This window comes from Oscillibacter sp. PEA192, from assembly GCF_003574015.1.
Lineage (GTDB): Bacteria > Bacillota > Clostridia > Oscillospirales > Oscillospiraceae > Oscillibacter > Oscillibacter welbionis.
In genome coordinates, this window is sequence record NZ_AP018532.1 from 738,409 (window position 1) to 752,670 (window position 14,262).

Annotated in this window: 10 protein-coding genes; 9 read left to right on the forward strand and 1 reads right to left on the reverse strand. The window is 53.7% G+C overall.

Annotation, left to right across the window (positions count from 1 at the left end; genetic code table 11):
- Positions 1-15: 15 nt before the first annotated feature.
- From DN611_RS03550 to DN611_RS03585, 8 genes are all read left to right on the forward strand, one after another.
- Complete coding sequence (locus DN611_RS03550; protein ID WP_119310668.1) at positions 16-1,131, forward strand: glycosyltransferase family 4 protein; 1,116 nt, start codon at positions 16-18, stop codon at positions 1,129-1,131.
- A gap of 15 nt (positions 1,132-1,146) precedes the next feature.
- Positions 1,147-2,244, forward strand: a complete 1,098-nt coding sequence (locus tag DN611_RS03555) for a Gfo/Idh/MocA family protein (protein WP_025543515.1) — start codon at positions 1,147-1,149, stop codon at positions 2,242-2,244.
- On the forward strand, positions 2,245-3,600 hold the full coding sequence (locus DN611_RS03560) for a hypothetical protein (protein ID WP_025543513.1): 1,356 nt from the start codon (positions 2,245-2,247) through the stop codon (positions 3,598-3,600). It abuts the gene before it with no gap.
- A complete protein-coding gene (locus DN611_RS03565; protein WP_119310669.1) occupies positions 3,587-4,546 on the forward strand; it encodes a hypothetical protein in 960 nt (319 codons plus the stop codon). Before DN611_RS03560 ends, DN611_RS03565 begins: the two co-directional genes overlap by 14 nt.
- Positions 4,547-4,573: 27 nt before the next feature.
- Positions 4,574-6,088, forward strand: a complete 1,515-nt coding sequence (gene murJ / locus DN611_RS03570) for a murein biosynthesis integral membrane protein MurJ (RefSeq protein WP_025543509.1) — start codon at positions 4,574-4,576, stop codon at positions 6,086-6,088.
- 311 nt (positions 6,089-6,399) lie between these two features.
- Entirely contained in the window at positions 6,400-8,328 is a 1,929-nt protein-coding gene (gene asnB / locus DN611_RS03575) for an asparagine synthase (glutamine-hydrolyzing) (protein WP_160117402.1), read from the forward strand.
- A 537-nt stretch (positions 8,329-8,865) separates the two neighbouring features.
- A complete protein-coding gene (locus DN611_RS03580; protein ID WP_025543504.1) occupies positions 8,866-10,758 on the forward strand; it encodes a polysaccharide biosynthesis protein in 1,893 nt (630 codons plus the stop codon).
- Positions 10,759-10,849: 91 nt separating this feature from the next.
- The gene (locus DN611_RS03585) at positions 10,850-11,803 is read left to right on the forward strand and encodes a VanZ family protein (protein WP_025543503.1); all 954 of its coding nucleotides are present in this window, start codon (positions 10,850-10,852) and stop codon (positions 11,801-11,803) included.
- A 30-nt stretch (positions 11,804-11,833) separates the two neighbouring features.
- On the opposite strand, the gene DN611_RS03590 is transcribed toward DN611_RS03585, so the two are convergent.
- Positions 11,834-12,244: a putative ABC transporter permease gene (locus DN611_RS03590; protein ID WP_025543501.1), complete on the reverse strand. Its 411-nt coding sequence runs from the start codon at positions 12,242-12,244 to the stop codon at positions 11,834-11,836.
- A gap of 945 nt (positions 12,245-13,189) precedes the next feature.
- On the opposite strand from DN611_RS03590, the gene iolE reads away from it, so the two are divergent.
- Positions 13,190-14,092, forward strand: coding sequence for a myo-inosose-2 dehydratase (iolE, locus tag DN611_RS03595; protein ID WP_021748901.1), 903 nt, complete (start codon positions 13,190-13,192; stop codon positions 14,090-14,092).
- Positions 14,093-14,262: the final 170 nt, after the last annotated feature.

Sequence of the window (14,262 nt, forward strand, 5' to 3'; positions counted from 1 at the left end):
GAAGGAGTTTCAGGAATGATCAAAGTATGCCATATGACCAGTGCCCATCAGCCGGGAGACACGCGTATTTTTCAAAAGGAGTGCGTCTCTCTGGCAAAGGCCGGTTACCAGGTTTTTCTGGTGCAGCGGGGAGAGAGCGGGGAGAACTCCGGTGTCCGGATCATCGGTGTGGGACAGCCCTCCGGCGGGCGGCTTACCCGGATGACCTCCTTTGCCCGCAAAGTGTATGAGGCGGCACTGGCCGTAGACGCAGACCTTTATCACCTTCATGATCCGGAGCTGCTTCCCTACGGAATCAAGCTCAAGCGCCGGGGGAAAAAGGTGATTTTCGACAGTCACGAGCTCTATGCCGTGCAGCTGCGGCAAAAACCCTATCTGCCGGGCTGGTGCACGCGGATCATTGCGTTTGGATATGCGCGGTATGAGCGTTACGTCCTCCGGCGCCTGGACGGGGCCATCTTTCCCTGCACCGTGAACGGAGAGGACCCCTTTGCGGGAAGGTGTCCCCACACAGCGCTGGTAGACAACAGCGTCAAGCTGGAGGATTTTTATGAGCGGTATGATCCGGAAGCCGTACGGAACCAGGATCAGATCTGCCTGACAGGTTCTTTGACGGAGGCCCGGGGCATCACCAGTGCGATCCGGGCTGCGGCGTCGGCAAAGTGTACACTTGCGCTGGCTGGCCCGATCTCTCCGGCGGACTATGAGGCCCAGCTCCGGAAGATGCCGGAATTTTCCAGCGTAGATTACCGGGGCGTCCTGGCCAAGGACCAGGTGGCAGCGCTTCTGCAGACCAGCCGGGTGGGCCTTTCTCCGCTTTTGAACCAGGGCCAGTATTGGAAGGCTGAGAATCTGGCCACCAAGATCTGTGAGTATCTGGCCATGGGGCTGCCGGTGGTGATGAACGGGTCTGCCTACAACCGGGCATTCGTAGAGCGCTGGCACTGCGGCATCTGTGTGGACTCGGAGAACGTGGAGGAGATCGCCTCCGCTATCCGGTATCTGCTGGATCATCCGGAGGAGGCCCGGCAGAGGGGAGAGAATGGCCGTCAGGCCGTGCGGGAAGAATTCAACTGGGGCGTGGAGGAAAAAAAGCTTCTGGCCCTGTACGAGGAAATTTTCAAGGAATAAAAGGGGACCATCAACATGAAATACGTGCTCATCGGCTGCGGCCGGATCGCCGTCAACCACATCAAAGCCGTGCTGAACAACCACCTGGAACTGGCCGCTGTGTGCGACGTCAAGCCGGAGGCCATGGAGACCCTCCTGGCCAAGCACGGCCTGGAGAAGGACACTTCCATCCGCCGCTATACCGACTATCGGGAGATGATCGAGGCGGAGCAGCCCACTCTGGCGGCCATTGCCACGGAGAGCGGAATCCACGCGGAGATCGCCCTCTACTGCATCGCCCACGGCGTCAACGTCATCATCGAAAAGCCCATGGCCATGTCCATGGCGGATGCCGACGCCATTGTGGAGGCTGCCCAGGCCCACCATGTCAAGGTGTGCGCCTGCCACCAGAACCGGTTCAATCCGGCGGTCCAGGCCACCCGGAAGGCCCTGGAGGAGGGCCGGTTCGGCAAGCTCTCCCACGGCTCCATCCATGTGCGCTGGAACCGGAACAAGGGCTATTACGACCAGGCCCCCTGGCGCGGCACTTGGGCCCAGGACGGAGGCTGCATGATGAACCAGTGCATCCATGGCGTGGATCTTCTGCGCTGGATGATGGGGGATGATGTGGTGGAGGTCTATGCCCAGACGGCTCAGCAGTTCCATCACTATCTGGAATGTGAGGACGTGGGCATGGCGGTGGTGAAATTCGCCAACGGCGCCATCGGCACCATCGAGGGCACCACCAACGTCTACCCCAAAAACCTGGAAGAGACGCTGTATCTCTTCGGTGAGACGGGAACGGTGAAGATTGGCGGTACCTCCACCAATAACATCGATGTCTGGCAGTTTGCCGACCAACGGGAGGAGGACGCAGCCCTGCAGGGGCTTCAGGAGGCCACCAGCAATGTCTACGGCAACGGCCATACCTCCGTTTACGCGGATATGATGGATGCCATCGTCCATGACCGGGCCCCGTATATCGACGCTCAGGCCGGGCGCCGGGCGCTGGAGATGATCCTTGCCATGTATCAGTCCGCGGCCACCGGAATGCCGGTGAAACTGCCGCTCAAGGACGTGGCCTCCCTGGACTTCACAGGCCGGTTTGACAAAAAAGAGGAGACAAACGGGTAAATGAAGCTGCCATCTGTCACAGAAAAACTGCGTGGGAGCCGGGCGGCCCAATCCCTGGAGAAGCTCTCCCGCGTAAGCCGGAGGCATCAGTTTTTGTTCCAGTGCGGACTGATCCTCCTCTACCGGCTGGTGCTGGACTTCATGTACCTTACGCAGCTCTCTCCCATCTACGCCTACAGCGGCTTTACCACGGATCTGGTGTGGATCAAATACGCCCTTTCCTGGCTGCTGGTATTGGTGTGTCTGCCCCTGGTGGTGGGGCTCCAGGGACAGGAGGAACGTCCCTCCTCCATCCTGGTGACGCTGATGAACTATGTTTACTTTCTCCCGATGACGTCCTATCTGGGATGCAAGGGAAGTGATCTGGGCTTCTTCTGCGCAGTGGCGGTGTACTGGCTGGTGCTGCTGGCGGTGCAGCTGCGTATGCCCACCATCTTGGTGCCCAAACTGCCCCACCGGCATACCTCCTTGTTATTTTTTCTCGTGAGTGTGGGGGCGTGCCTGTTCGTTATGGGGATCTCGGGACTCTATACCGGATTCCGGCTGAAGCTGAACATTTCGGATGTCTATGGGATCCGGGCAGAGGCCGCAGCCTATGATATTCCCGGTCTTTTTTCCTACATTCTCTCCTGGATGACGGTCATTTTGTCCGTGCTGATCCTGTACTGGCTGCAAAAGCGCCGGTACGTTGCGGTAGGCGTGCTGGTGGTAGTCTATCTGTTCTATTACTCCATCAGCGCACAGAAGTCCGTGTTTTTGTTTCTCTTTTTACTGCTGTTCTGCTACCTGCTGTACCGGAGATGGATGTACCGCTGGTGCGCCGGGCTGTTGTCCCTGGGAGTCATGGGCTGCTGGGTGCTGGAGGCCGGGGCCCAGTTCCTCACCCCCATGTCCCTGTTTGTGCGCAGGCTCATGTACGTGCCTGTCCAGCTCAGCGAGGTGTACGCCCAATTTTTCCGGGAGCACCCGCTGAATCTGTTCCGGGACGGGATTTTGGGGAAGCTGTCCTACGACCCGGTCTATTCTATTAAGATCTCCAAGGTGATCGGAGAATATATGGGGACCGGATCCAGCGCCAACAACGGTCTGGTGGGTGATATGTATGCCAATCTGCCGGTCGTGCTGGGGGTTTTCCTGATGCCGCTGATCCTGGTGATCCTGTTCCGGCTGCTGGATGCGGCAGCCAGAGACATCCCCCAAAAGATCTATATCGGGCTGTGTGTGTTTTTTGCTATGAGTTTCTGCAACGGTTCCTGGAGTACCGTCCTGCTGTCCGGAGGATTCCTGATGGCCTGTATCTTCCTGTATCTATTTCCTGTACAAAAAGAGGAGCACGTAAAGAATGAACAATCGTGAACTGCGCTTTCAGGACCTTGTTTCCGGGTTCCGGCGCGATTGGAAACTATTTTTGGTCATTGTGGGCGGGTTCCTCCTGCTGGGTCTTGCTGCTGGATTCTTCTTTTCCGGCCGGGCCTCGGCGGAAGGGTCCGGCAGCGCCCAGGCATGGGAGCCGGTGGATTTTGCGGAGGTCCCCATGGGCATCACCTATTATGTGGACTGTTACGACTACATCAAAGAGCAGCGCAAGGTCCTCTGTTCGTATATTGACGGTGTGCGGAACGATTCCTCCATTACGGAATCGCAGCAAGAGCAGCTCCTAGAGATGAAAGAAGAAATCCTGATCTTTGATGAGGACGAGCTTGTTCCTATCTACTGGGATCTGAACGCCCCGGATGCGTTTTACCTGCCCGATGAGCTACGTCAGAGCACTCTGGCTCAGTATCGGCGGGAGCGGGAGACGCTGCTGCAAAATATCAGCAAATCCGAGTATGCCAGATCTCTGCTGGATACCGTGGGCGGCCTGAGTACCAGCGACGCCGCCGTCAATGAGATCTACGCCTCCATTCTTTCCCAGGCAGCGGAATACCGCCAGCTGCAGCTGGATCTGGAACAGCTGGATACCCGGCTGAATCTGCTGGAAAACGAGTATCCCGCGCTGCGCCAGGCCAGTGAAGAAATGGCGCAGCGCCTCGATGACGCCGCCCGGGCGCTGGATGCGCGGGCGGAAGAGGCAGTGGCCCTGCTGGAGGAGATTGCGCAGGAAAACCATCTGAATATCACCTTCTCGGCGGAGCAGGAGGACGTGACGGTCCAGATCGGCCACACTACCCGGCCCGCCACCCGACAGGAGGCATTTACGGCCTTTGTGATCTTCTTTGGACTTGTGGGTATCTGTGCTGGCGGCTTTTTTGTCCTATGCCGGGAGACTTCTTCCTACAAAAAGGAGTCTCTGCAGCAGTGATTTGAAGATTTGAAAGGATACTCTGGGATGCAGTCTCGTTTGCTGAAAAATATTCTCTCTGTCAGTGGCGTGCTGATTTTGGTCAAGGCGCTGGGTTTTTTCAAGCAGATGGTAATCGCCGGCATTTTTGGCGCCAATGCCGAGACTGACCTGATCAATCTGTCCTATGGATTTATCGGCGACATCCAATATCTGCTGGTTCAAGTGATGCTTACCGCAGTGGTATCTGTTTATATTCATGTGAAGGAAGAGACCCAGAATGAAGCCGGGCAGTTTGCCAGCGACACCCTTTGCGCAGGCACCATCGTTGTAGCGGCGATTTCAGCGACCATTTTTATGCTTTCCCCCTGGATCTCAAAATTGCTGGCCCCAAGCTATTCCCAGGAATTGAGTAGCCAGCTCGGGGGCTATATTCGCCTATTTTCCCCGATCCTCATTCCATTGGTTTGGATGGCGGTTTTTCATGCACTTCTCAACTCCAACAAACGCTTTATCCCAGGTCAACTGGAGGGATTGTACCAAAGCGTGATCCTGGTTATCGTGATTATTTTGGGAGCGCCCTATCTGGGCGTGGACTCCCTAGTCATTGGATATTGGTTGTATGCAACCTTCAGCGCCGGGTTTCTGGGTTATCAGGCGCGGACTTATTTGAGGAAGAGCAGTAGAAATCCGTTCCGTAATCCGCAGGTCCGTTCGCTTCTCGCAATGGTTGGACCACTTTCTATCGGCTATGGTGCAGTTTATATCAACCAAATGGTAGACAAAATCCTGGTATCCGGACTGGCGGATGGGACGGTCACTGCCATGAGCTATGCCGCTACACTTTCCAATCTGGTAGGGACACTGATTTGCTCCCTCTGCTCCGTGCTTTATGCCCATGTAACAGAATATATTTCGCAGGAAAAGGAACAGGCTGTGGCCCAACTGACAGAACGGGCGATTTTGGTTCTGGTGATTCTGCTGCTGCCTGTCACTGTGATCGCAGTAAGCCAGGCGGAAGACATAGTCCTGCTCATATATGGCCGCGGCGCATTTGACGCGGAAGCGGCGGCTATGACAGCCCAGGCATTGATGGGCTACAGCCTGAGTTTTATCCCTTTGGCGTTACGTGAGGTATATAGCCGGGTCCAATACGGATATCAGGACTCTAAGCACCCCGCGGTAAACAGTGTCATCGGCATCGCCTGCAATGTTACATTGAGCATTTTGCTTTGTCGAAAGTTCGGTGTATTTGGAGTGACCCTTGCCAGCAGCGTAGCCACCCTAGTAATCGGCATGCTGAATGTGCAGTCTGCTCGCCGGACCGCATCATTCCTGTCGTTGAAATCTCTTTGGAACTTAACACCGAACATATTGATAGGTGGAATCCTGTCCATCCTTTTGACGTGGGGCTGCAAGCAATGGCTTGCAGAACTGCCGCTGCTGATTCGGCTGTGCTTGACCACTTTCTTTGTGTTCTCTGGATATAGTGTTTTGGTCATCCCTGCGGTATGGAAAACCGGGCTTATCAAGCCATGTCATTTTTCGCGCAAACAAAGATGAGCAGGAAAAATATCGCTACTGAAGAGGAGCCTTCTATTAGCGGCTGGTAATTTTTATAGTCCGAGGAAGGACGCTCTGCAGAGATCAGAAAGAAAGCGGCGCGTCCCATATGCAGAGTAGCCTCTTTTTTGAGTGGTCTGCTAGCGCGCTCACGCTATGATTCTTTGCCTGTCCCCACTCAGCTTTTTTGGAGCCGTGCAGGCATTCTGCCTCGAATGCTGGCCTCAATTTGGGGCTATCTTCGCAGAAAGCAGTTGTATCTCTGTGTGCATTGCCACGGGCAACGAATATCAAATGAAGGGAATTATTTTATGTGTGGCATCAGTGGTTATCTGGATCTAGACCGTGGAGTGGATATTGGAATCTTGCGGCGTATGACGGATGTCATCCGTCACCGGGGGCCGGATGACGAGGGATATGCTTTGATTGGCCCCGGTGGGACATCTTTTTTCGGGGGGAACGATACAGTAAAAGGGCTGGAGGTCCCTCCGCTGGAAACTGCCGTGGGGACCGCTTCCTTTTTGGGATTTGGTCATCGCCGCCTGAGCATCTTGGATCTGAGCGTTGGTGGTCATCAGCCGATGTATTTGCCGGAACGGGATATCACCCTCATCTACAATGGGGAGTTATATAACTACATGGAACTTCGCGCCCAACTGGAAGCTCTGGGGTATACCTTCCACACCACCAGCGACACGGAAGTTTTACTGTATGCCTACTGCGAATGGGGTGAAGATTGTCTCACACAGTTCAACGGCATGTGGGGGTTTGCTTTGTGGGATGGACAGGAAAATAAGCTGTTTTGCGCCAGAGATCGGCTGGGAGCCAAACCGTTCCATTACTGGCGCCAGGGAAACCGTATCATGTTTGGATCAGAACTGAAGCAGCTTTGTCAGGATGGTGCCGTACAACGGCGGTTTGACACCTCTTATTTGGCAGCTAACCTGATATATCATATCAGTGATTATAACGATCAGACTCTGATTGAAGGCATGAAGACCCTCCGACCTGGCCATAAGCTTGTTGTGCAGCTGGGGGCCGGTCATAACACCATCGACTCCTTTACCATTTCTTCCTATTGGACGTTGCATGTTCATTATGATAACAGTAAAACCGAGGCGGAGTGGGTGCGGTTGGTGACAGAGGAGTTTTCCAGGTCTTGCCGCTGGCGTATGCGTAGCGACGCCCCCCTGGGGGCGCTTTTGTCCGGAGGGCTGGATTCCTCCTGCATGGTTACTGAGATGTGTTCGCAGATGGAAGACCCCTCACGGTTGCAAACGTTTACTACCAGTTATCCTGGTAACAACTCCTGTGACGAGTGGTTCTTTGCCGATCTTATCAACCGTTCCTGCGGCTGTACAGGTAACCAGATCCTACCGGATGCCGAGGACATTGAAAAGCGTTTTGAGAATTTGGTGTGGCATGTAGAAGGGAGCTGTGGACTCTCTCTTTTAGGCAGCAAATTTTTGTTGGATGAAATCAATCGCCGCGGCTATAAGGTGATTCTCAATGGCCAGTGTGGTGATGAATTGATGCTTGGCTACGAGCGTTATTATGCATTCTTTTTCGCATCCCTGATCAAGAGAAAGCAGTGGAAGACTCTGGTGTCAGAATTTCGTCAGGCCAGTCGCCATTCCAAATTATCTGTGAGAGATCTGGCCGCTTATGCGCTCTACTTTAATCAGCCAGTGGTGCGGGACTCACGGCAGCTTCATCGTGCCGGCCGGTTCATCAACCCCGACCTGTTAGACCAGCGCAATCGTGTGGAGTTGCGGGAGTTGCTGTATCCAAAAATACTGGAAAATCTCCAATACACGGAGTTGACGGCAACCCAGTTGACACATATTGTACGCTATGACGACCGGTTGTATATGTCGGCTTCAATTGAAAGCCGGATTCCTTTTATGGACTATCAGTTCGTGGAACTGTGCTGTCGGATTCCACCTGAGTACAAGATCAAAAATGGTTACACCAAGTATCTGATGCGGCAGGCATTTGACAGAAGAATGCCTCGGGAAGTTACCTGGCGCACGAATAAAATGGGCTTTGGAGCGCCTGTGACACAGTGGGGCAGGAGGTTTTCGCGGGATTATCTGTTGGCGTACATTGAGGATTGCCGTACAGAGAAGTACTTCAAAAAAGAGGCGCTTGCACAGATGGTAACCCGCAATCAAGCGGAACCGTCTATCTATGAATTTCTCGCGGTTGAACTTTTTGCACGGCAGTTTGATGTGTCATAAGTATGGGACATTACAGGGGAAAACTGCTTTGATATAGTTTTTCGGGTGGTGGAGGCTATTTCGCTTTTTGGTGCGAATATTGATATATATTCGCATCCGGACAAACAAGAGGGGAGATCCGCATGACCTGTGTTAAAAGTAAAAATAAGTTACTGACTACAGAAGTGTAGAAACAGAATTACAGGATGTCCTTAGCGGTAAAAAAGCAAAAAATGAGTGGCGCCTAGGAACTTTTGTTAATTGAAAATGGATATGAAAAGTTCCACGCTGGGGCGCTAAACAAACTCACGTCCTCCTGTGCGCACTCCGATAGCAGGAGTTGCTTACACTTGATTTTTTGCGCCATTTTATCCATTTTTCTATGACAAACACAAAATTAAAAAAATCTAGCCGAAAAATGGATTTGAAAAAATAGATGGCAGAAAGATATATTTGCCACTTTAAATTTCGGCCATAACGCTGTATAATTTGTTATATGATCGTAACCTAAATTAAGCGGGGAACGACACATAATGCAATTAGGAGCGTATGGGCAAGATGAATCATCTGCGAAAACAGATTCTCTTTTTGTGTGACAGTCTGATTTTAATTGTTTTTTCGACTTTTTTCTCGTGGTTTTCTCTGCGATATAATCTGACGGATGCAGTTGGACAATCCGTTCAGCTGATTCAAAATTTTGCGTTGCTTTATGCCTGCACAGTGCTTTTCCAACTTTTATTCCGCACGTATGACAGCCTTTGGCGGTACGCTGAGAGTAAGGAATACCTGTCGCTGCTCATGGCTGCATTTTGCGGATTTTTCCTCTACGAGGTCTTGAGCCGCATTTTTCTACAGAGCATAATTTCCTTTATGCTCCTGACTTGTGTGGCCAGCCTCTGGGTCTTGGGAATGCTGTTGCTGCGCTTTGCCTACCGTGTTTACCGCAGTCGGGTACTATTTAGTAAGGGCAGCCATCAAATCCCTGTGGCCATTGTCGGTGCAGGAGCAGCTGGCGTTCAGCTGCTGGATGAGCTCCAGAGCAATCCAGACAGCCGATACAGTGTGCAATGCTTTTTTGATGACGACCTTGGCAAGCTGGGAAAACGAATCCATGGCGTGGAAGTGAAGGGGACGATCAGCCAAGTGCAGGAGCGCCTGCGCGCGATGGATATTCAGGAGATCATTGTGGCGATTCCATCTGCGGGGGAAAACCGCCGCCACGAGATTTTACAGAAACTGTCCGGCCTCGAGCGGATCAAAATTTCTGTTTTGCCCAGTACACTGGACATGATCCGCCAAAAGCCGATGCGCTCTCAACTGCGCGAGGTCCGCATTGAGGACTTATTGGGCCGTGAGCCGGTGTACTTGGACCCAGCGCCTGTGGATGCATATCTCTCTGGAAAAACCGTATTGGTCACTGGAGGCGGCGGCTCTATCGGTTCAGAGCTGTGCCGACAGATTGTCAAGCACGATCCCAAAGAGCTGGTGATCGTGGATATCTATGAGAATAACGCCTATGATATTCAGCAGGAACTGCTGTACCAGTATGGTGGGCGGCTCAATCTGAAAGTGGAGATCGCTTCTATACGGGACAGGAGGCGGATGCGGCAGATCTTCGCTACATACCGGCCGGATGTGGTTTTTCATGCCGCTGCGCACAAACACGTGCCGCTTATGGAAAACAGCCCTCAGGAGGCGATCCGCAACAATGTATTTGGCACACTAAACCTCGTGCGGGCCGCGGATGAGTTCTGTGTTCAGAAGTTCCTGCTGATCTCCACAGACAAAGCGGTCAATCCCACCTCTGTAATGGGCGCCAGCAAACGGCTTTGCGAGATGATTCTTCAGTCCATGAAAGGACACAGCGGCACAGATTTCGTGGCGGTTCGATTCGGAAATGTCCTGGGCTCCAACGGCTCCGTAGTACCGCTGTTCCAGCGGCAGATCGCCGCGGGGGGACCGATCACGGTAACAGACAAGCGCATTATCCGTTATTTTATGACAATTCCGGAAGCTGCGCAGTTGGTGCTGCAGACCGGTGCCATGGCCCGGAAGAACGAGCTGTTTGTTCTGAATATGGGACAACCTGTAAAAATCCTGGATTTGGCGGAAAATATGATCAGACTCTCCGGGTATGTGCCGTATCGGGACATTGACATTGTGGAGACGGGGCTGCGGCCCGGCGAAAAGCTGTACGAGGAGCTGTTGATTGCCAGCCGGGACATTGAGCAGACGGAGAACAGCCAGATTTTTATCGAGCGGCAGCCGGCGATTACTCCCGGTGAGCTGAGAGAGAAGCTGGAGATTCTCCAGGAGGCCCTGGAGAAGGATGATTCCTCCTGCATTCGGGAGGCGCTGCACAGGGTTGTGCCAACTTTCCATGAGCCGGAAGAGGTGAACTGCGGGCAAGGCGCCGAGGTCCGCATTCCGCAACAGGCTGCTTTCAGATAAAGATCAGAATTTTCAAAAAACCGCCATGCGAAATGTCAGCGCATGGCGGTTTTTTCAGGACAGATTTCCTACACGATATAAGGAGAGTTCTATGACCAATCATTTTTCCCTTGCCAGATTCCTGCTCTGGATTCCTCCATTGCTCTGGTATCGAATCATTTGGGGATTTTCCGCCCAGACAGCGTCTGCCTCCGGGAAAGTATCTGATGGACTTCTGCATCGCATCTTAATTGTGCTGTCGCCTGCGTATGCCCGGTCCGAGGCCGATATTCAGGGGGCAGCTGTTGAGGTGCTCTCGTTTTTTGAGAGAAAAGCCGCCCACATGTTTTTGTATTTCCTTTTGGTCATCCTGTTGTTAGCGGCGCTTGCGCCCTTTGTCCGGAACATCCTGCGCCGGTCTGCTGCCGCGGGAGTTTTCTGTGCCGTCCTGGCAGCCCTGGATGAGATTCATCAGACGTTTGTTCCAGGGCGCAGTGGAGCTGCACGAGATGTGGCGGTCGATTTGGCGGGAGCCGCAATCGCGTATGGTATTTGGTTTCTACTGCGATGGGTAGGAGCCGCGCGAAGAGACCGGCGCCGGCTGTCTGCAATCCGAACATGGATGCCCGCAGGGATTGGCCTTCTCAGTGCCTGTATTCTGCCGCACCTTACACAATCCGCCTTCAGCCATCCGGTTTTTGAGCGCCTCTGTCAGCGGTTCCTGGAAAATTGGGAAACGCTTGACGCAGCCGGAAAGATCGCTGTATTAGAGGGGATCTCTCCTGTTATGAAGGAGATGTTATATGCGGGAACAGCGGGGCTGTTGGGGCTGATGACTATCCTGACGCTGGCAATGCGGGGATGGCCGCTGCTGCGCTCGATCACGGTATCGGTGTCAACTGCTGCGCTGGCAGCGGTCTTCTTTGCGGGGCTGCATAGTTGCTGCTTGATCCCGGGACTTTTATCTATAGCCATGAGTGTCCTTCTGGGAAGCATGGTTTGGGCCAGCTGCATTTTAATTGTGAAAAGCAAAGCGCTGCTTCTCCATAAAGAATTCCAGATGTAAGCACGAAGCCCCAACGGGCTTCGTGCTCTTTCAAATAAGCTTATAGTGCGGCCAGGGACCGCCAGATCGGAATCCGATCATATCAAACAGAATCAAGAGCGGGCCGGCCAACAGCAGCCATAAAAGCGCATATCTGAGACAAATCTGCCCCAAAAAATTGCCGAAAAGAGAAGTGTAATCCCAAAGCCCCAAACCAAGCCAGACATTGAAAACCAGCCCGGCGGTCAACTGGGAAACAATCAGCACGATCCCTCCCAAAACTGCCTGGAGCCACAGCGGAAATGTCCAGGGCATTCGTTCGTTGACAGCGTCCAAAGGGATACACAGGAGGGAGAATACGGCAAGATCGGTCCAATGGCAGTTTCCGGTCAAAAGAAGCTGTAAAGCGCAGAAAACGACTCCGCCGCAGAACCATCGGAATATATGCCAAAGCAGCTGCATGATACGTCCCCCTCAAAAAAATTATCCGTTTCCCATCCTCCCTGATTAGGCATGCACAATGCTGAACGCCGGAAACAACAGTTCCCATCCGGTATGCGGATGACGGAGCTCCTTGCCAAGGTATTCGTGAAGAACCTCGTGCGCGTGGCCACAAACTCAAGGCCAGTGGCCAATCGGAACTGCAGTATGGAGGATTTTTCGGGCAGCTCCGTTTGATTTCTCCAGTATGCGGACTGGCAACGTGATGTCGGAAACCTTGCGGGAAAGCGTCTTTAGATGAGCTGCATGGCTATATTTTGGCAGCGGCAAATGACAAGAGGCCATTGTTAGTTTATGCACATTACCGCAAAATAGAAGTCATTTCCGATTTTAGAAAAATTTATTACTCCATAGAGAAAACGTAGATTCTGCTGAACAGAGAAAGGCTCCGGACGGGTGGCCTTCATTCACTGTTTTCCGTGCCTGTCGTACTCTTGGGGACAGCAATCTTTCGGGGGTATGGCGCGAATGTGCCGCCGACTATCGGGTGACATTCCGGTTTTCAGAGTGTCGATTTCGCCGATGCCTTTTTCCGGGAGCGTACAGCCAGCTGCAATTTCTCCATGATGTTTTGGGGGCCGGATTTCCGGCGGACGGAGTCTTTTGTGGACGAAACGAGGGAGAAATCGGGCACATCCGCTGCGGGGGTTGGAGACAGTACGGTTATATCTACGAAAAAGAGAGGAGCCGTTTGGCTAAAATAGAAAAAATGGCGGAGGCCCTGGAAAAGAAGTTGATTTTTCTCCCTAAAAATGATAGTTTGTAAGAGAGCACGCAGAGAGGCGTGTGATTGCTTTCCGTATTTCTGTGAACGAACACAGAATGGAGAGAAGTGTGCAAAACATGCGGCCCCGCTCTTACGGGACCGCTGGAAAAATTCTGAGGCTTCACAAGGGGGAAATTCCAATGTTTGATTCCAACCACGTATTCCTGGGCATTGCACCTATCGGCTGGTGCAACGACGATATGCCGGAGCTGGGCGGGGAGAACACCTTCCAGCAGACCGTCAGCGAGATGGCACTGGCGGGCTTCACCGGCTGCGAGATCGGCAACAAGTATCCCAAGGATCCTGCCGAGCTGAAGAAGGCCCTGGACCTGCGCGGCATGCGCATCGCCAGCCGCTGGTACTCATCCTTCCTCCTGACCCGCCCCTTTGAAGAGGAGGAGAAGGACTTTATCGCCAACCTGGACTTCCTGGCTGCTGTGGGCGCCAACCGCATCAACGTCAGCGAGCAGAGCTACTCCATCCAGGGCAAGATGGACGTACCCGTGCTCACCGGCGGCCACAAGCATGTGATGGACGACGCCGAGTGGAAGCTCCTGTGCGACGGCCTGAACAAGCTGGGCAAGATCGCTGCGGACCGGGGCTTCAAGCTGTGCTTCCACCACCACATGGGCACCGTGGTCCAGACCAGCGAGGAGACGGACCGCATGATGGCCAACACCGATCCCCGGTATGTGTTCCTGTGCTATGACACCGGCCACTTCACCTTCGCCGGCGAGGACCCCCTGGCTATGCTGAAGAAGTACGTGGACCGGGTGGGCCACGTCCACCTGAAGGATATGCGGCTGCCCGTGGTGGAAGAGGCCCGGAAGAATGACTGGTCCTTCCTGCAGGCCGTCCGCAATGGCGCCTTCACCGTCCCCGGTGACGGCGACGTGGACTTCGATCCTGTGTTCAAGGTGCTGGCGGATGCCGGCTACCAGGGCTGGCTGCTGGTGGAGGCGGAACAGGATCCTGCCAAGGCCAATCCGCTGGAGTATGCCATGAAGGCACGGAAGTACATCCGGGAGCATACGGGACTCTAATTCGAAGGGGGACTGCGTCCCCCCTCGACCGCCCCCCTCCCCAGTGACGTCGGTCACTGGGGACGCCGCCCAGGGCGGCTAAGTCAATGTATTTTCGGCAGGCGCATGTCCTGCCGAAAATGGTTGAAATGCATCGCGCCGCTGGCGCGAATGGAATTTGAGCAACAATC